Origin of the sequence: Caulobacter sp. BK020, assembly GCF_004342605.1 — a bacterium.
Classification (GTDB): domain Bacteria; phylum Pseudomonadota; class Alphaproteobacteria; order Caulobacterales; family Caulobacteraceae; genus Caulobacter.
Window position 1 is genome coordinate 324,504 of the sequence record NZ_SLZL01000003.1, and the last position, 18,283, is coordinate 342,786.

At 70.0% G+C, this 18,283-nt stretch carries 17 protein-coding genes; 5 read left to right on the forward strand and 12 right to left on the reverse strand.

Annotated elements, in window-relative coordinates:
• Positions 1–48 precede the first annotated feature (48 nt).
• The gene (locus EV278_RS05525) at positions 49–495 is read right to left on the reverse strand and encodes a DUF6265 family protein (RefSeq protein ID WP_132087704.1); all 447 of its coding nucleotides are present in this window, start codon (positions 493–495) and stop codon (positions 49–51) included.
• 125 nt (positions 496–620) lie between these two features.
• Complete coding sequence (locus tag EV278_RS05530) at positions 621–1,349, reverse strand: NUDIX hydrolase (protein ID WP_132087707.1); 729 nt, start codon at positions 1,347–1,349, stop codon at positions 621–623.
• Between the two features lie 170 nt (positions 1,350–1,519).
• On the opposite strand from EV278_RS05530, the gene EV278_RS05535 reads away from it, so the two are divergent.
• Complete coding sequence (locus EV278_RS05535) at positions 1,520–2,815, forward strand: amidohydrolase (RefSeq protein WP_132087710.1); 1,296 nt, start codon at positions 1,520–1,522, stop codon at positions 2,813–2,815.
• A gap of 46 nt (positions 2,816–2,861) precedes the next feature.
• On the forward strand, positions 2,862–3,908 hold the full coding sequence (locus EV278_RS05540) for an SGNH/GDSL hydrolase family protein (RefSeq protein ID WP_132087713.1): 1,047 nt from the start codon (positions 2,862–2,864) through the stop codon (positions 3,906–3,908).
• A 50-nt stretch (positions 3,909–3,958) separates the two neighbouring features.
• On the opposite strand, the gene rnr is transcribed toward EV278_RS05540, so the two are convergent.
• From rnr to EV278_RS05555, 3 genes are all read right to left on the reverse strand, one after another.
• Positions 3,959–6,292, reverse strand: a complete 2,334-nt coding sequence (gene rnr, locus EV278_RS05545; RefSeq protein WP_132087716.1) for a ribonuclease R — start codon at positions 6,290–6,292, stop codon at positions 3,959–3,961.
• Positions 6,293–6,351: 59 nt separating this feature from the next.
• Positions 6,352–7,962 carry a hypothetical protein gene (locus EV278_RS05550; protein WP_132087721.1) on the reverse strand — a complete coding sequence of 537 codons (1,611 nt, stop codon included), beginning with the start codon at positions 7,960–7,962 and terminating at the stop codon, positions 6,352–6,354.
• Positions 7,963–8,167: 205 nt separating this feature from the next.
• Positions 8,168–8,635 (reverse strand): helix-turn-helix domain-containing protein, encoded by a 468-nt coding sequence (locus tag EV278_RS05555; RefSeq protein ID WP_132087724.1) that lies wholly within the window; start codon positions 8,633–8,635, stop codon positions 8,168–8,170.
• An 83-nt stretch (positions 8,636–8,718) separates the two neighbouring features.
• On the opposite strand from EV278_RS05555, the gene EV278_RS05560 reads away from it, so the two are divergent.
• Positions 8,719–9,531, forward strand: coding sequence for an oxidoreductase (locus EV278_RS05560; protein ID WP_132087727.1), 813 nt, complete (start codon positions 8,719–8,721; stop codon positions 9,529–9,531).
• On the opposite strand, the gene EV278_RS05565 is transcribed toward EV278_RS05560, so the two are convergent.
• The 7 genes from EV278_RS05565 to EV278_RS05595 form a co-directional block, all read right to left on the reverse strand.
• Complete coding sequence (locus tag EV278_RS05565) at positions 9,528–9,899, reverse strand: hypothetical protein (RefSeq protein WP_132087730.1); 372 nt, start codon at positions 9,897–9,899, stop codon at positions 9,528–9,530. The two genes, EV278_RS05560 and EV278_RS05565, sit on opposite strands and share 4 nt — an antisense overlap.
• A gap of 31 nt (positions 9,900–9,930) precedes the next feature.
• Positions 9,931–12,609, reverse strand: coding sequence for a type I DNA topoisomerase (topA, locus tag EV278_RS05570; RefSeq protein WP_132087733.1), 2,679 nt, complete (start codon positions 12,607–12,609; stop codon positions 9,931–9,933).
• Positions 12,610–12,779: 170 nt separating this feature from the next.
• Positions 12,780–13,049 carry an XRE family transcriptional regulator gene (locus tag EV278_RS05575; protein WP_243692089.1) on the reverse strand — a complete coding sequence of 90 codons (270 nt, stop codon included), beginning with the start codon at positions 13,047–13,049 and terminating at the stop codon, positions 12,780–12,782.
• Positions 13,050–13,107: 58 nt separating this feature from the next.
• Complete coding sequence (locus EV278_RS05580; protein ID WP_132087739.1) at positions 13,108–13,395, reverse strand: BrnT family toxin; 288 nt, start codon at positions 13,393–13,395, stop codon at positions 13,108–13,110.
• 37 nt (positions 13,396–13,432) lie between these two features.
• Entirely contained in the window at positions 13,433–14,536 is a 1,104-nt protein-coding gene (dprA, locus tag EV278_RS05585) for a DNA-processing protein DprA (RefSeq protein WP_132087742.1), read from the reverse strand.
• Positions 14,533–15,180: a glycerol-3-phosphate 1-O-acyltransferase PlsY gene (gene plsY, locus EV278_RS05590; protein WP_132087745.1), complete on the reverse strand. Its 648-nt coding sequence runs from the start codon at positions 15,178–15,180 to the stop codon at positions 14,533–14,535. The genes dprA and plsY overlap by 4 nt, the downstream gene beginning before the upstream one ends.
• A gap of 163 nt (positions 15,181–15,343) precedes the next feature.
• On the reverse strand, positions 15,344–15,802 hold the full coding sequence (locus EV278_RS05595) for a carboxymuconolactone decarboxylase family protein (protein WP_132087748.1): 459 nt from the start codon (positions 15,800–15,802) through the stop codon (positions 15,344–15,346).
• A gap of 105 nt (positions 15,803–15,907) precedes the next feature.
• Between EV278_RS05595 and EV278_RS05600 the strand changes: the two genes are divergently transcribed.
• Both EV278_RS05600 and EV278_RS05605 read left to right on the forward strand, forming a co-directional pair.
• Positions 15,908–16,780, forward strand: coding sequence for a sigma-70 family RNA polymerase sigma factor (locus EV278_RS05600; RefSeq protein ID WP_132087751.1), 873 nt, complete (start codon positions 15,908–15,910; stop codon positions 16,778–16,780).
• A 110-nt stretch (positions 16,781–16,890) separates the two neighbouring features.
• Positions 16,891–17,838, forward strand: a complete 948-nt coding sequence (locus EV278_RS05605; protein ID WP_132087754.1) for an alpha/beta hydrolase — start codon at positions 16,891–16,893, stop codon at positions 17,836–17,838.
• Positions 17,839–18,283: the final 445 nt, after the last annotated feature.

The following is an 18,283-nucleotide window of genomic DNA, read 5'->3' on the forward strand; positions in this document are numbered from 1 at the left end:
ACGCGGTCGAAATAAGAGGCGCGGAACATACTCATCGGCGGGGCAAAGTCAATTGCCGGTCGGACATCGTCTGTAGGGGAATTCGACGGCCTTGGCCTGGCCGCCGACCTGGCCCTCGATCCGGCCGGTCACGACGTCGGGTCCCAACCGGCGATAGATCACCCGCTGGGGAAAGTCGTGCGCCGGGTTCTCGAACACCGCCTCGTCGGCCGTCAGGCTCTTGAGCGGAAAGGCGGCCTTCTCCTGGCCCGAGGGCTCTGCGACATAGGTTAGCGAGCCGTCGGCTTCGACGATGCGGACGAACTCGTACTCGCGCAGCTGGCCGTCGCGCACCGTTCGGCCCAGGCCCAGCATCACCCCGCCGCCGGGGGCCATCCACAGCTCCTCGACCACGCCGTTGGGCTTGGCCTGGACCCAGCAGCCCTTCAGCCAGGCCATCTGGTCGATCGTGGCGGGCGGGCCGGCCAGGGCGGCGGCGAGGGCGAGTGCGAGCATGGCGGCCTCGTGCGGCGAAATCCTCATCCTTCGACACGCTCAGGATGAGGATTTCGAATGTTGGCTCGACGCGACAATAGCCCTCATCCTGAGCCTGTCGAAGGACGAGGGCGGGCCCGAAAGCTTCAGAGATAGCTCAACCGCCGCGCCCCGTGCAGAAAGCGCATGAACGGGGCCGGGCGTCCAGGGTCGGCCAGGCGCCGGGCGACCTCGTGGACGACGAAGCGGGTGATGTTGGGCAGGTCCAGGTCGCGGGCCTGGTCGAAGTCGAACCAGCCGATCTCGTCCAGTTCGCCGCAGTCCGGCTGGCGCTCCAGGCTCAGCAGAGCGCTGGCGGGGGCCATGAAGAAGCGGGCGTCGAAGCGGCGGGTGCGGTAGGGCGGGGTGATGGCCCGGGCCACGAAAGCCAGGGGCGCCAGGTCGGGCAGGGCGCCCTGGGCCAGGAACGGCCGCCAGGCCCCGGCGCCGGGGCGGGCGGGCCCAGCCTTGGCCAGCAGCAGGCCGGTCTCCTCAAAGGTCTCGCGCACCGCCGCCAGGGCCAGGGCGCGAGCCAGCCGGGCGGGGCTGGGATGGCGGGGCTCCAGGGCCAGGCGCGCGGCGGTGTCGGGCGACAGCTCGCTGGCCGAGGGGGCAGCGTAGTCGCCGCGGTCGACCCGGCCGCCGGGAAACACCCACTTGTCGGCCATGAAGGCCAGGCCGCGGTTGCGGCGGCCCATCAGGATACGCGGCTTCTCGCCGTCGTCGCGGACCACGATCAGGGTGGCGGCGTGGCGCGGCTTCAGCACGCCGGCGTTCGGATCGCGGACGTCGCCGTCGTTGCGGGTGTCGAATTTGGCGTCGATCGGCTCGTCCATCCGATCAGCTTAGACCCGACTCGCGCCGGCGCCAGCCGTCCGTTGGGCAGGCGCGAGCCGGCCCGGGACGGGGACATGCCCTCGCGGCGTGTCCCCAAACCCGTCCCTGGCGCTTGACCGCCAAGCCCCCCGCCGCCCAAGCTCCGGCAAGGGTTCAAGAGGGGACGATCATGTTCGCAAGGGTTTCAGGGCTGGCGCTGGCCGCCGCGCTCGTCGGTTCTGTCGCCCAGGCCGCGCCCACCACCGCCCAGGTCGCCGCCGCCGCCAAGGCCGTCCAGCCCAAGGTGGTGGCCTGGCGGCGCGACATCCACGAGCATCCCGAACTGGGCAACCAGGAGGTCCGCACCGCCGCCCTGGTGGCCAAGGAACTGCGCGCCCTGGGCTTCGAGGTCCGCGAGGGCGTCGGCCGCACCGGCGTGGTCGGGGTGCTGAAGGGCGGCAAGCCCGGCAAGGTGGTGGCCCTGCGCGCCGACATGGACGCCCTGCCGGTGGAGGAGAAGACCGGCCTGCCGTTCGCCTCCAAGGTCACCGCCCAGTGGGAGGGCAAGACCCTGCCGGTCATGCACGCCTGCGGCCACGACACCCACGTGGCCATGCTGCTGGGCGCGGCGACGGTGCTGGCCGGCCTGAAGGCCCAGATCCCCGGCACGGTGGTGGTGATCTTCCAGCCGGCCGAGGAAGGCTCGCAGGCCGGCGAGGAGGGCGGGGCCCTGTTGATGATCCGCGACGGCGTCCTGGACCACCCCAAGGTCGACGCCATCTTCGGCCTGCACATCGGTCCCGGCGACGCCCACGCCCTGAACTACCGGGCCGGCGGCTTCTACGCGGGTTCCGACCGGTTGACGATCACCGTCAAGGGCAAGCAGACCCACGGGGCGCGGCCCTGGGCCGGGGTCGACATGGCCAGCGTCGCGGCCGACGTCGTCCAGGCCTTCAACCAGCTGTCGGCCCGCCAGGTCGATGTCGGCGCCTCGCCCACGGTCCTGACGGTGGCGACCATCAACATGGGGGTGCGCAACAACATCATCCCCGAAGACCTGGTCATGACCGGCACCCTGCGCACCTTCAACGCCGAGCGGCGGGCCGACGTCATCGACAAGGTCCAGAAGACGGTGGCGGCCATCGGCGACCGCTATGGCGCGAAAGCCCAGGCGGTGTTCACCCAGCCCTATCCGGTCACCCGCAACGACCCGGCCCTGTCGGCCTGGGTCAAGCCGGTGCTGGAGCAGGCCTCGCCGGGCAAGGTCGACGACCAGGCGGCCCTGGTCACCGGGGCCGAGGACTTCTCGCGCTACGGCGAGACGGTTCCGGCGGTGTTCATCCAGCTGGGCGGCCGTCCGGCCAGCGTGCCCGCCGCCACGGCCCCGGCCAACCACTCGCCCTATTTCGACGTCGACGAGGCGGTGTTCGAGACGGGGGTGAAGGCCGAGGTCTTGCTGGCGCTCGATTATCTGGCCAAGAAGTAGCGCCCCCGGGGAGGCCCAGGGGAAGAACGCGTCGAAGGAGACCCGCTTGCGATCGTTGTTTCTCGCCGCCGTCGCGGCCCTGGCGCTGTCGAGCTCGGCCGTGGCCCAGACCGCCCTGACGCCCAACATCGGCGGCCGGGTCGTCGCCCAGCCGGACGGCGCGGCCGAGTTCGGCTGGCCGGGAGTCTATTTCGAAGGCCGCTTCACGGGCCGTTCGATCGAGGTGGCGGTTGATCCGCAGGCCGAGCACCTGGCGATCAGCATCGACGGCCAGGTCCGCACCGAGCTGGCCAAGCCGGGCGCCGTCCGCCTGTCCTTCGACGACCTGGGACCGGGCGAGCACGTGGTGCGGGTGGACAAGCTGACCGAAAGCCAGAGCGGTTCGGCCCGCTTCCTGGGCTTCTTCGTCGGCGCGGGCGACCAGGCCCTGCCGCCGCCCCGCCGCCCGCACCGGATCGAGTTCATCGGCGATTCCCACACGGTCGGCTACGGCGTGCGCTCGGCCAAGCGAAGCTGCACCCAGGCCGAGATCCACGACCTGACCGACACCAGCCAGACCTTCGGCCCGATCCTGTCGCGCCGGCTGGACGCCGATTATCGGATCGTCGCCTTCTCCGGACGCGGCGTGGTGCGCAACTACGGCGGCTCCTCGCCGGGCCAGCCCCTGCCGGCGCTCTATTCGAGACTGATCCCCGGCCAGGCCGCGCCCACCGTCGATCCGGCCGATCCCTGGCGCCCCGAGCTGATCGTCATCGGCCTGGGCACCAACGACTTCTCCACCCCCGTCGCCTCGGGCGAGGCCTGGGCCGACGAGGCCGCCCTGCACGCCGACTACCGCAAGACCTATGCCGGCTTCATCCGCGACCTGGCCCGGCGCCAGCCCCAGGCGCGGTTCCTGCTGATCGCCGGCGACAGCTTCGCGGCCGATGTCGAGGACGTGGCCAGGACGGTCGACGCCGAAACCCCCGGCCTGGCGACCTCGGTGCGGATCACCGGCATGGCGCTGGACGCCTGCGACTGGCACCCCTCTGTGGCGGACCAGAAGATGATGGCGGATCGGCTGGAGGCGGCGGCGAGGACGGTGCTGCCCTAGATCCTGGGCGCGGCTGGGAACAGGCGCATGCGCCTGTCCCCAATCCGTCGTCACCGCCGCTTCCCGCGCCGCACGCCCTTGGGCAGGCCGCCGCGCGGCTTGACCGGCGTCCGGGCCCGCACGCCCAGTCGAGGCCTCGGCGCCTTGGGATCAGCGGGAAGGGCGTCGGTCAGCATCTCGAACAGCAGGCCGCCGGTCACCGGCGTGGCCTCGCGCAGCCGCACCTCGACCGCCAGGCCCAGCGGGAAGCGCTTGCCGGTGCGTTCGCCGACCAGGGCGTGCATGCGGTCGTCATGGACGAAATATTCCTCGCCCAGGGTCGAGACCGGGACCAGGCCGTCGGCCCCGGTCTCGTCCAGCTTCACGAACAGGCCGAAACGCGTCACCCCCGTGATCCGGCCGGTGAACGTCGCGCCCACCCGGTCGGCCAGGAAGGCGGCGATGTAGCGGTCGGTGGCGTCGCGTTCGGCGGCCATGGCCCGGCGCTCGGCGTGGGTGATGACCTCGGCGGTGTCCTTGATCTGGGCGATGTCCTGGTCGGTCAGGCCGTCGGTCCCCAGGTTCAGGGCGCGGATCAGGGCCCGGTGCACGATCAGGTCGGCGTAGCGGCGGATCGGGCTGGTGAAGTGGGCGTAGCGGGCCAGGTTCAGGCCGAAGTGGCCCAGGTTGTCGCTGGAATAGTGGGCCTGCATCTGGGTGCGCAGGACCACCTCGTTGATGATCGCCGCGTGCGGGCTCTCGCGGGTGTCGTCCAGCAGCTTGTTGAACCGCGCCGTGGTCGGAGCCTCGCCCTTGGACCATTTCACCTCAAGCGTCTGCAGGAACTCGACCAGGCTCAGGACCTTTTCCTGGCTGGGCGTGTCGTGCACCCGGTAGATCAGCGGCAGCCGCTTGGCCTCCAGGGTCTCGGCCGCCGAGACGTTGGCCTGGATCATCATCTCCTCGATCAGCTTGTGGGCCTCAAGGCTGGCGCGGCGGGTGATCGACTGGATCTCGCCCTCGCGGATGACGATGCGGCGCTCGTCGCTTTCGATGGCCAGGGGCGAGCGCGCCTCGCGGCCCTTGCCCATCAGGCGGAAGGCGGCCCACAGGGGCTTCAGGATCGGGTCCAGCAGCGGCCCGGCCTTGTCGGCGTCCTGGCCGTCGGGCGGGGCGACCCCGTCGATGGCGGCCTGGGCCTGCTCGTAGGACAGCTTGGCGGCGCTGCGCATCAGGCCGCGCACGAACTTGTGGCTCTTCTTGCGGCCGGCGGCGTCGAACACCATCCGCACCGCCAGGGTCGCGCGGTTCTCGCCTTCGCGCAGCGAGCACAGGCCGTTGGACAGGGTCTCGGGCAGCATCGGCTCGACCCGGTCGGGGAAGTAGACGCTGTTGCCCTTTTCGCGGGCGTCGCGGTCCAGGGCTGAGCCGGGGCGCACATAGGCGGCGACGTCGGCGATGGCCACCCAGACCACCCAGCCGCCCACGTTGCCGGCGTCGGGATCGGGATGGGCGTAGACCGCGTCGTCATGGTCTCGCGCGTCCACCGGGTCGATGGTCACGAACGGCAGGTCGCGCAGGTCGTCCCGGCCCTGCAGGGTCGGCGGCTGGGCCGCGCCGGCCTCCGCCTCGGCCTCTTCGGAGAAGCCGGTGGGGATGCCGTGGCTGTGGATGGCGATCAGCGAGGCGGCGCGCGGGTCGTCCTCGCTGCCCAGCACCTCCAGGATCTTGCCGAACTTGGGCCCGTAGCGGGCGCCGGCCCCGCTGACCTGGGCCAGGACCAGGTCGCCCTCCTTCAGGCCCTCGGCGGCCTGGTTGTCGATCAGCAGGCTTTCCTTGGACTTGCGGTCGACCGGCTCGACGCGGGTCTCGCGCCGGTGCTTGCGGATCACCCCCAGCAGCTTGTGGGCGCTCTGGCCCAGGCGCTTGATCAGCCGGGCCTCGGTCTCGCCGCTCTCCAGCTGTTCGAACCGCACCAGCAGGCGGTCGCCCAGGCCCGGCGCCCCGCCGGCCGCCTCGCCCTTGCCGGGGGCAAGACGCACCTGGGGCGTGTCCTCGGAATCCTTGGTCAGGCGGACGTAGAGGTCGCCGTCGGCGTCGCGCTCCACCACGTCGACCACGCCGACCGGGGGCAGGGCCCCGGCCTGGGCGAAGCCGCGCCGACCGCGCTTGCCCAGGCTGCCGTCGGCCTCCATGGCCCGCAGCATCTCGCGCAGCGCCCGGCGGTCGGCCCCCTTCAGGCCGAAGTGGCGGGCGATGTCGGCCTTGCCGCTCTCGCCGGCGTCGCGCAGGAAGGCCAGCAGGGTCTCGCGATCCGGCAGGCCGGCGGGCGGCTTGGCCGCCCCCTTTGCTTTCGGCGAGGCGGCGGGGAACTTGGACGACTTGGGCGAGCGGGGTTTGGCCATGGTCTCCGGTCTAACGCGGTCCGGGGGCGGTTGGCCAAGGGAAAGCGTCCGGCGCGCCGCTAACTGCGGCTGAAGGTGCGTCCGAACATGTAGATTCGCGTCAGGTCGGCGCCCCAGGGCGCGCAGAGCACCGACTCGGTGCGGCCGTCGTCGTACTTGAGCACCAGGCTCAGCCCCTCCAGCCGATAGACCCCGCGCTGGCTGGCGCCGTCTTCGGACCGCGACTGCGACCCGGCGAACACGCCCGCCGTTCCGCCGCCGGCCGAGGTGCGCGACCCCTTGCCGTCGGAATAGCCCGAGCCGCTGGCCGTGAAGCCCGACGCCGCCGCCATCGAGCCCGAGCCCGACTGCTTGTAGCCGATCACCTCGAAGCGGCCGTCGTCGGAGAACCTGTAGGCGGTGGAGCTGTAGGTCCCGCCCAGGGCCAGGCTGCCGTGGAAGGCCTGGGCGCTGTAGGTGGCGTTCAGGCGCTGGTTGGGCTTCCAGGCCCCGGTCAGGTGGCCGGGCTGGTCGGACCAGTCGCCCTCGGGACGGCCGAAATCGTCCTGGCGAAGGATCTGGAAGCCGGCGCCCTTCGCCCGCCAGCGGGCCCAGAGCTGGGGCTCCAGCTTGCGCGACTTGGCGATGTCGAGGTCGCTTGGCGCCACCGCATGCCCCAGATAGGCCGTGCCGTCCTTGAGCAGCAGGAAGACGTCCTCGCGGAACTCGTAGCCGTTGGCGCCCGTCTCGCCATGGCCGTTGTGCAGCAGGCCCTGGACCTGGGCGGGAGACAGGCCCGCGCCCGGAGCAGCGGTGATTTGCGACGGCTTGACGTCCAGCCGGTAGAGGCCGGGTTCCGACGGCAAGGGCGAAGGCTTCAAGCCGGCGCCGTCGACGATCCGGGTTTCCTTCAGGAAGACCATGCCGCTGGGAAGTTCCTGCATCCGGCCTTCGACCGTGATCGTCCGTCCCGTGAAGGGAGTCAGTTCCCGGTCCGAAAGGTCGACGGCCACGGGCAGCTTGGAGCGGAAGGTCCCGTCGTTGGTCTCCAGGAAAAAGGTGTCGCCGCGCGCCATCACCCGGCCCTGGATGTAGAGGCGGCCAGCCTGCTCCAGCATCCGGTTCGCGCGGTCGTAGTCCCGCGTCGGTCCCCACCAGGAAGCGACCAGGGCCTTCAACTGGGCCGGCGTGTAGTAGACGCCCGCCGGGGCCGCCGAGGCCGCCGGGGCCTGGGGTGCGGGCGCGGCGGCGAAGGCAGGCGATCCGCCGGCCGGCAGGCCTTCATAAAGCGCGGGATAGGCCGTACGCGTGACGAAGGGGCCCTCCTTCAGCCAGCCGGCGATCTGCGGGCAGGTGGTCTGGGGCGGCCCCATCTGCTTGAGCTTGCCGACGGCGGCGGTCGCCACCCGGGCCATGCCGTCCCGCAGGCGCGCCAGCTTTTCAGGACCAAGGGCCTGCGAGACCTGGGGAACCAGGGCGTCCTGGCGCCAGGCGGTCCATTTCGGCCGCAGGCCGGCGGCGGCGTTCGGCGCGGCCGCTTCGCAATAGCCGATCATCGCCTCGACGGACATGTCCAGCCCGATCACCGACGCCGCCGCCTCCAGCCGTTCGTCCTCGGATCGGGCCAGGGCGGGCGCGGCCAGGGCGCAGGCGACGAGCAGCGACGGGGCGAGGCGGATCCAGGACGTCATGCGGACCTTCAAGCGAAAGGATCGGAGCATCACGGTTGTGATGGTCCTCCTTGACACGCCTGTGACGAGTCTGCGCGCTAGGGAAGACCCTAGAGCCTTTTTAGACGCCTCACATGGAATCATTTGAGGCGTCTAAAAAGGCTCTAAATCAAACATTTAGAGCGCGTTAGTCGGCGAAACCGCTCACACTTTCGCCTAACGCGCTCTAGGGATGGATTTCCGATCCTTCCGTCGCCGGCTTCGCGCCCTCCATGCTGACCTTGATCGGCCGGCTGCCCAGCCTGGCGCCGGACACCGCGTCGACGCCGACGGGCTCGATCTCCTGGCCCGTCGTCTCGTCGATGAATCGCGCGAACTGGCCGTCGCAGTTGCGCTGGGCCCAGGCCCCGAACAACAGCAGGACCGGCAGGAAATCCTGGCCGGCCGGCGTCAGGACATAGTCTTCCCGCGGCGGGCGTTCGGAATAGAGGCGTTTTTCCAGCAGGCCGCCGTCGGTCAAGGCGGCCAGCCGCTTGGTCAGCATGGTGGGCGCGATGCCGAGATTCTTCCGGAACTGGTCGAAGCGCGTGACCCCCACATGCGCCTCGCGCAGGATCAGCATGGTCCAGGTGTCGCCCAAGGTGCTGACGCCACGGACGATCGGACAATGCTGCGCAACTCCATTTTTCGACATGGTACCATTTCGATAGTGACTAACTACTAAAATGATAGTATCTCGCTTGCCGTCGGCGATCCAGTCCGATGTGAAGGTGAGACATGACTAGGAAAGACAGCAGCGTCGCGCTCGTCACGGGCGCGTCCTCCGGTATCGGCCTGGTGGTGGCCCTGTCGCTGGCCAAGGCCGGATATCGGGTGTTCGGGACCAGCCGGAAACCCGCGCCCGACGGTCCGGACGTGACGATGCTGGTGTGCGACGTGACCAGCCAGGCCTCGGTGGACCAGGCTGTCGAGACGATCCTCGCCCAGGCCGGGCGCATCGACCTGGTGGTCAACAACGCCGGCGTCGGTTTGCTGGGCGGGGCCGAAGAGTCGTCGATCGCCCAGGCTCAGCGCCTGTTCGACGTGAACGTGTTCGGCGTGGCCAGGGTCGTCAACGCCGTCCTGCCGATCATGCGCCGCCAGAAGAGCGGCCGGATCGTCAATATGAGTTCGATCCTGGGCATGATCCCGTCGCCCTTCAACGCCTTCTACGCGTCGACCAAGCATGCGATCGAAGGCTATTCGGAGTCCCTGGATCACGAGGTGCGCGAGTTCGGCGTTCGGGTGGTGCTGGTGCAGCCCGGCGTCACCCGCACGGCGTTCGAGGAAAACCTGACCCGGGCCGATCAGCCGATCGCGGTCTACGACACCGCGCGCGCCCGTAGCGAGACGCTGATGCGCCAGTGGGTGGAGGCGGGCGACCCGCCGCAGGTGGTTGCGGATGCGGTGGTGAAGGCGGCCAGCGCCGCGACGCCGAAGCTGCGATACCCGGCGGGCAAGCAGTCCAATCAGCTGAGCGTGCTACGGCGCGTCGTCCCGTCCTCGGCGTTCGATAAGGCCGTTCGCAAATTCAACGGGTTTGCGGCCTAATACAGGTCCTCGATCCGCTGCGGCGTAGCCTGGTCGGGCGGCGGGGCTTCCGGCTTCTTCTCGACCGGCGGCGGCGCGGCGGGCGGGGTCTCGACCACCGGGGCGGCGACCACCGGCGTGTCATCGACCTCCTCGACGGGCTTGGGCTTGGGCGCCTCGACGGGCGGCGGCGGGGCGACCTCGGCGACCGCCGGCGTGGCCTCCCGCACGGGCACGCCCGAGACCTCGGCCAAGGGCGCGGTCGAGGCCGCCTCGCGGTCGGTCTTCAGCAGGGCGTTCTTGAGGCCGAACGCGAAGCCGCCGACGCTGATGGCCGACAGGATCACGACCACGACAGGCAGCGGCAGGGGGCGTTCGAGCGACGTCATGCGGTCAGCTTAATCCCACCGCCGAGGCGCGTCACGCCTCGGCTTTGGCCTTTGTCGCGGCGGGCTTCTTGGCCGCTGGTTTCTTGGCCGCGGCCTTCTTGGCTGGAGCCTTCTTCGCGGGAGCGGCGCCATCCGTCGCCGTCTCGGCCTTGGCCTTGGCGGGCGCCTTCTTGGCCGGGGCCTTCCTCGCCGGTTTCTTGCCGCCGCCGCCCTTGGCGACCCGTTCGGCGATCAGGGCCACGGCCTCGTCCAGGGTCAAGGCCGCCGGGTCGGCGCCCTTGGGGACGTTGGCGTTGGTGTCGCCGTGCTTGATGTAGGGGCCAAAGCGGCCCGACAGCACGCGGATCGGCTTGCCGTCCTCGGGGTGGTTGCCCAGTTCGGCGAGGGCCGCGGCCTGGCCGCGCTGCGGACGCCCGCCGCCGGCCCGCTTGTCGGCCAGCAGGGCCACCGCGCGGTTCAGGCCGATGTCGAAGACGTCCTCGGGGTTTTCCAGGTTGGCGTAGGCGCCGTCGTGCAGCACGAACGGCCCGAAACGTCCCAGGCCGGCGGTGATGACCTTGCCGTCGTCCGGGTGGGCGCCGACCTCGCGGGGCAGGGACAGCAGGCGCAGGGCCTTTTCCAGGTCGACCGCCGCCGCCGTCCAGCCCTTGGGCAGGCTGGAGCGCTTGGGCTTGTCGCCGCTGCCCTCCGCCGCCAGTTCCTCGACATAGGGGCCGAAGCGGCCGTTCTTCAGCCACACCGCGCGGCCGGTCGCCGGATTGATCCCCAGCTCCTTGTCGGCGGCCTCGGCCTCGCCGTCGCCCTCGCTGGTGGCCAGCTGGCGGGTGTAGCGGCATTCGGGATAGTTGCTGCAGCCGATGAAGGCCCCGAACTTGCCGGTCTTCAGCGACAGCCGCCCGGTGCCGCAGGTCGGGCAGGCGCGCGGATCGGAGCCGTCGCCCTTGTCCGGGAAGATGTGCGGACCCAGGGCCTCGTTCAGGGCGTCCAGGACGTTGGTGGTGCGCAGCTCGGCGATCTCGCCGACGGCGGCGTGGAAGTCGCGCCAGAAGTCGCGCAGGAACTGCTTCCAGTCCAGCTTGCCGTCCGACACCAGGTCCAGCTGCTCTTCCAGGGCGGCGGTGAAGTCGTACTCGACGTAGCGGCGGAAGAACTGCTCCAGGAAGGCGGTGACCAGCCGGCCCTTGTCCTCGGGGATGAAGCGCTGCTTCTCCATGCGGACATAGGCGCGGTCGCGCAGCACGGTCAGGACCGAGGCGTAGGTCGAGGGGCGGCCGATGCCCAGCTCTTCCATCTTCTTGACCAGGCTGGCTTCCGAATAGCGCGGGGGCGGCTCGGTGAAGTGCTGGTCGGCGCGGGCGTCCAGAACCTTGGCCGCCGCGCCCTCCTCGATCATCGGCAGGCGGGCGCTGTCCTCGTCGCCCTCGTCGTCGCGGCCTTCCTCGTAGACGGCCAGATAGCCGGGGAACAGCACGACCTGACCCGTGGCGCGCAAGCCGGTCTGGCCGTCGGCGCTCTCCAGGTCGACCGTAGTGCGCTCGATGCGGGCGCTTTCCATCTGCGAGGCGATCATCCGCTTCCAGATCAGCTCGTACAGGCGGCCCAGGTCGGGCTCCAGTCGCAGCGAGCCCGGATTGCGGCGCAGGCTGGTGGGACGGATGGCCTCGTGGGCCTCCTGGGCGTTCTTGGCCTTGGCCTTGTAGTAGCGCGGCGTCTCGGGGACGTAGGTCTCGCCATAGACGTTGCCGATCACGCTGCGCGCCTCGGCGATGCCTTCCGGCTCGACCGACACGCCGTCGGTTCGCATGTAGGTGATCAGGCCGACGGTCTCGCCGCCGATGTCGACGCCTTCGTACAGCTTCTGGGCGGCCTGCATGGTGCGCTGGGCCGAGAAGCCCAGCTTGCGGGCGGCTTCCTGCTGCAGGGTCGAGGTGGTGAAGGGCGGGGCGGGCGAGCGCTTGCCGGGCTTCTTCTCGACCGCGGCGACCTTGAACACCGCCTTCTGCACCGCGGCCCGGGCGGCGAGGGCCGAGGTCTCGTTGTTGAGGTCGAACTTGGTGAGCTTCTTGCCCTCGTGCTTGACCAGGCGGGCCAGGAACGGCTCGGCGCCGGCCGTGACGTCGGCCTCGACGGTCCAGTATTCCTGGGTCTTGAAGCGCTCGATCTCCAGCTCGCGGTCGACGATCAGCCGCAGGCAGACCGACTGCACGCGGCCGGCCGAGCGCGAACCCGGCAGCTTGCGCCACAGCACCGGCGAGAGGGTGAAGCCGACCAGGTAGTCCAGGGCGCGGCGGGCCAGATAGGCCTCGACCAGCTCCATGTCGATGTCGCGCGGATTGGCCATGGCCTCCAGCACGCTCGACTTGGTGATGGCGTTGAAGGTGACGCGCTGGACGGCCTTGTCCTTGATCGCCTTCTTCTTCTGCAGCACCTCCAGCACGTGCCAGCTGATGGCCTCTCCCTCGCGATCGGGGTCGGTGGCCAGGATCAGACGGTCGGCGCCCTTCAGGGCGTCGACGATGTCGGACACCCGCTTGGTGGCCTTGCCGTCGACTTCCCAGCTCATGGCGAAGTCGTTGTCCGGCTCGACCGACCCATCCTTGGACGGCAGGTCGCGGATGTGACCGTACGAGGCCAGAACCTTGTAGTCGGACCCGAGATACTTGTTGATGGTCTTGGCCTTGGCCGGGCTCTCGACGACGACGACGTTCATTAGGACCTTGATGCCTGGGAATCGGGTTCGTCCCCCAGGCGAACCCCAAGGGGAGCGCTAAGGCGGCGAGGGCCGGAAAGTGGGGGCGTCCCCCGGGGTCTGTCAACGGCGGCCGTGGCGGACGGCGCATTTGGCCGGCGGCTCTCTCTATAGAGAGAGGATTTTTGGCCCTACGCCGCTTGGCCGCCGATCAACCGGCGCATGGTCTCCGGGGCCCGGGCGATGGCGGTCAGCAAAGCCCGGGCGGGAGCGTCAGGATAGCTGCGTTCCTGCTCCCAGTCGCGGACCGTGGCCAGCGGCAGGCGGAAGGCCTCGGCGAACTGCACTTGGGTCATATCGAGCCGACGCCGGATATCCTTGACGGCGTTCACGTGCTTGGCTCGCGCCAACTGCTCCGCCGTCAGGGGAGGATTGTCCGGATCGGAAAGGGCGTTAGCCACAATCTCCTCTTCGGTCATCGCCCTCAGGCGCGCCCTGTCGGTCTCGCAGACGGGAAATTTAGGATTCGCCGCGGAAATAGTAACTCTCTTCACGCCGGCTGGCGGGGCGGGCCGAGATGATCCTGTGATGGTCTTGGGCATGGGAGACGGTCACCACGAGTAATATGCGTTGTGAACTCAAGCCGATAATGCGCAGGCGCTCTTCGTCATAGTCGAAACGATCGTCGATGATCTCGACGCGATGAGGATCCAGAACCGCGAGACAGGCTTCTTCGAAGCTTACGCCATGCTTGGCGAGATTGGTGCGCGCCTTCTCGATGTCCCATTCGAATTCAGTGAGGTCCATAGTACGGGTATCCAGTACCTGGGGCAAGGTGAGGCGATCAAACCCCCGCCACCATCCCGCCCGGCAGCAGCTCGGCCCGTTCGGCCAGGGCCAGCTCGACCAGGGCCGCCATCACCGCCGAGGTCGGGGCGTGGGTGGCGCGGACCAGTTCGTCGCGGGAGACGGGCGTGGGCGAGAGCAGGCGGGCGATCTCGTCGCGCAGGGCGTCGTGGTCGATGTCGAGGCCTTCGTCCTCGGCCAGATAGGGCCGCTCGCGCTCGCGCAGGTGGGCCTGGCCCGACAGGGCGCGCAGCACGTCCTCGACGCCCTCGCACAGGATTGCGCCCTGGCGGATCAGGTCGTTGGGCCCCTTGGCGCGCGGGTCCAGCGGCGAGCCGGGCACGGCGAACACGTCGCGGCCCTGCTCGGCGGCCAGGCGGGCGGTGATCAGCGAGCCGGACTTCAGCTCGGCCTCGACCACGATCACGCCCAGCGACAGGCCCGAGATGATGCGGTTGCGGCGAGGGAAGTCCTTGGCCTGGGCCCGGCGGTCGGGGGCGCTCTCGCTGACGATGCAGCCGCCGTCGCCGGCGATGCGGGCGTGCAGGTCGGCGTGCTCGGGCGGATAGACGTCGCTGACGCCGCCGCCCAGCACCGCCACCGTGCCGGTGGCCAGGGCCCCTTCGTGGGCGGCCCCGTCGACGCCGCGCGCCAGGCCCGACACCACCACATAGCCGTGCCGGCCCAGCTCCGCGGCCAGCTGACGGGCGAAGCGCTGGCCGCCGGCCGAGGCGATCCGCGCCCCGACGATGGCCAGGCTGGGCTGGGACAGCAGCTCGGCCCGCCCCAGGGCCCACAGCACCGGCGGCGGCGGGTCGAGGGCGACGAGGCGCGGGGGAAAGTCCGGCTCGCAGGCGCAGATCAGCCGCGCGCCCAGGCGCTGGCCGCTCTCGAGTTCCGGGAGGATTTCGCTCTCCGGCGACGGGCGCAGGGGCGAGGCGCGGCCGGCCCGGCGGGCCAGGTCGGGCAGGGCGATAAGGGCGCGCTCGGCCGAGCCGAACCGCTGGAGAAGATGGTCGAAGGCGACGGGGCCGACCGTCTCGGTGCGCGCCAGGCGAAGCCAGGCCAGGCGCTCCTGATCCGAGAGGCGGCGCGGGGTCAAGCGGCGGGAGGCGGCGCTTCCGCCGTCTTCTTCTTGCCGATGCGCGGCTCCTGGCCCTTCAGCAGCCGGCCGATGTTGTCCTTGTGGCGGATGAAGATCAGCACGGCCATGAACAGGGACAGGCCCAGGAAGGCGGCGTTCTGGTCGGTGGCCAGGGCGAACGGGGCGGCGAAGGCGGCGGCGACCAGGGCGGCCAGCGAGCTGATGCGGAACAGGGCGGCCACCGCCAGCCAGGTGACGGCGGCCAGCAGGCCTACCGGCCAGCAGGCGGCCAGCAGCACGCCGTAGAAGGTGGCCACGCCCTTGCCGCCCTTGAACTTCAGCCAGACGGGGAACAGGTGGCCGGTGAAGGCCGCGCCGCCGGCCAGGGCGATGACGAAGGGGTTGCCGTGGCTGAGCCAGCGGGCCAGCAGCACCGCGACCACGCCCTTGCCGGCGTCGCCCAGCAGGGTGATGGCGGCCAGGTCCTTGCGGCCCGAGCGCAGCACGTTGGTCGCGCCGATATTGCCCGAGCCGATCTGCCGGATGTCGCCGGCCCCGCCCAGCCGCGTGGCGATCAGGCCGAACGGGATCGAGCCCAGCAGATAGCCGCCGAGCAGGGTGAGGCCGAGGGTCAGGTAGACGGCTTGGGCGAGATCTTGCACGGATTGCGACCTATGGATGTGGTGAAGCTGCCCGGCGGCACGGGCGCATGGCAAGGGCGAAAACGCCGATTTCGCCTTTTATAGCGGCGCTCGGGCTCGGGACTCCACCAATTTCCCTGGTCCGGCCGAGGCAGGAGGACGCGTGCGCGTCCTCCTTCACCGATCAGACCCCCAGCGTGCCCGCGACCTGACGCGTCGCCGCGTTCAGCCGGTTCCAGACATTGATCGCCGAGATCGTCAGCAGCAGCCCGGCCAGCGCCTTCTCGTCATAGTGGCGGGCGGCTTCGTCCCAGACGGCGTCGGGCACGGCGTCGCCCTTGTCGGCGATGCGGGTGACCACCTCGGCCAGGTCCAGGGCCGCGCGCTCGGCGTCGGTGAAGAAGGGGGTGTCGCGCCAGGCGGCGACGCTGAACAGGCGCTGGTCGGTCTCGCCGGCCTTCTTGGCCATCCGGCCGTGCATGTCGACGCAGACGCCGCAGCCGTTGATCTGGCTGACGCGCAGGTGCACCAGTTCGTGGATGTGCTCGGGCAGGCTGTCGACCTGGGCGGCCTTGCTGAGGGCCATCATGGCCTTGTAGGCGTCGGGGATCAGCATGGCGGGCTGGGTCATGCGGGCTTGCATGGGAGGCTCCTTGAGGTTTGTTGCGTCTCGACGTCCGTCGCCGGTCACATCCGGCGGTTTGCGTTCGTCGAAGGTGTGACGAAGCCCGACGGAGCGATGTGACCGATGCCGCCAAAAAATCCCGAGCAGAATTTTCTCGCCGATCGTTTCGAGGCCGACCGGGCCCGCCTGCGCGGCGTGGCCTACCGGATGCTCGGCTCGCTGCCCGAGGCCGAGGACGCGGTGCAGGAGGCCTGGCTGCGCCTGTCGCGCGCCGACACGAGCGGCGTCGACAACCTGTCGGCCTGGCTGACCACGGTGACTTCGCGCGTGTGCCTGGACATGCTGCGCTCCAGGAAGTCGCGCCGCGAGGACGCCCTGCTGGACGGCGGGCCCGAGCCCTCGGTCAGCGGCGAGGACGCCATCGAGCGCGAAACGATCCTGGCCGACTCGGTCGGTCTGGCCCTGCTGGTCGTGCTGCAGGCCCTCTCGCCCGCCGAGCGGATCGCCTTCGTGCTGCACGACCTGTTCGACATGCCGTTCGAGCAGATCGCCCCGATCGTCGAGCGCACGCCCGACGCCGCCCGGCAGCTGGCCAGCCGGGCCCGTCGCCGGGTGCGTGGCGGCGAGGCGCCGCTGGATGCGGCCCAGACCGCGCAGAAGACCGTGGTCGACGCCTTCCTGACCGCCTCGCGCACCGGCGACCTGGCGGGCCTGATGGCGGTGCTGGACCCGAATGTCGTGGTCCGCGCCGATGTCTTCGCCGGTGGCGGCCAGACCCGGGAACTGCGGGGCGCCGAGAGGGTGGCGGCGTTCTACAACGGCCTGGCCCAGACCGCCCGCACGGCCCTGGTCGACGGCGCGATCGGCGCGGTCGTGGCGCCGCTGGGCAAGCTCCATCTGGTGCTCGACATCAGGGTCGAGAACGGCAAGGTCGTCGAGATCTCCGCCGTCGGCGATCCCCGGCGACTGGAAACGGCGAAGGTGGCGGCGGTGTGATCGTCCCAAGGGCCGCAGCGACTTAAGAAAAATACCCCGTAGGAATTACGCGTTACGGTGGCAGACTGCGCAAAAGCTCTTGGCTCTCATTCGCATCCAGGGTGACGATGATGGATCGGCGACGGTTCCTGCTGGCGGCGACGGCCGCGGCGTCCGGCGGCGAGGGGCTGGACCCGCCGCGAAGCTCGGCGCCGACCGATGCGACCCGATTCAAGGCCGAGCGGAAATATCGGGATCTGCCCCAGGGGCGGATCGCCCATGTGGAGCGCGGCGACGGGCCCGCCGCGCTGTTCATCCACGGTTTCCCGCTCAACGGCTACCAGTGGCGAGGCGCCCTGGACCGCCTCTCCAGCCTGCGCCGCTGCATCGCGCCGGACCTGATGGGCTTGGGCTATACCGAGGTCTCGAACGCCCAGGATCTGTCGCCGCAGGCCCAGAGCGACATGCTGCTGGCCCTGCTCGACGCCCTTTCGGTCGGTTCCGTCGACCTGGTCGCCAACGACAGCGGCGGCACGATCGCGCAGCTGTTCGCCGTCCAGCATCCGGCCCGCGTCCGAACGATGCTTCTGACCAATTGCGACGTGCACGAGAACAGTCCTCCGCCGCAGATGGCGGGCTCGATCGCCAAGGCGCGGGCCGGCGTCTACGACCAGAAGATCGCCCTGCACCTGGAGGATCGAGCCTATGCGCGGTCCGCAAGCGGCATCGGCGGCGCGGCCTACATCGACCCGGCAAGCTTCTCCGACGCGTCGCTGGAATACTATTTCAGGCCGCTGGTCGCCTCTCCCGAACGCCGGTCCCAGCTCAACCGCTATCTGGCGGCGTTCGAGCCCAATCCGTTGCTGGCGATCGAAGCGGGGCTGGGGCGGTCGGCCATCCCGACCCGGATGGTCTGGGGAACCGCCGACCCGCTTTTCCCGGTCCGCTGGGCGCAATGGCTGGACCGCACCCTGCCCAGGTCGCGCGGCATCCGCCTGGTCGAGGGCGGAAAGCTGTTCTGGCCGGAAGAGCGTCCGGACATCCTGGCCAGCGAGGCCAGGACCCTGTGGGGCGTGTAGAGCGCCGGGGATCGCCGGGGACGCGCACTCACGGCAAGGCGTTGGATGATTGGCAGGGCGTCCGGCGTGAGTGCGTGTCCCCACCTTGATCCGCTGAGTCCGGCCTTGAACCCTATTCAGGACGAACGATCTGGCGCCGTGGGCGACGTGGGGGACACGCACTCACACCGATCGTCCGTGATTATCGGCTTCGGCCTTGCCGTGAGTGCGCGTCCCCGGCGTCTATCCTCGGGCTATCGGGAACGAACCCCAGCGATTTCAACGCCCTGAACTTTCTCGACCCCAATCTGTCCTCACCCCTCCAGACACCCCTTATCCTGGTCTCACCTCGTCGCGGGGAAAGGGCGCATGGCCAGCGACCGATGCGGCGGCGGGGGGCGATCGAGCGGGGTCCTTTCCGGCTTTTGCTGGAGAGAGACTTAAACAGAGGGCGAGGGACGTAAGC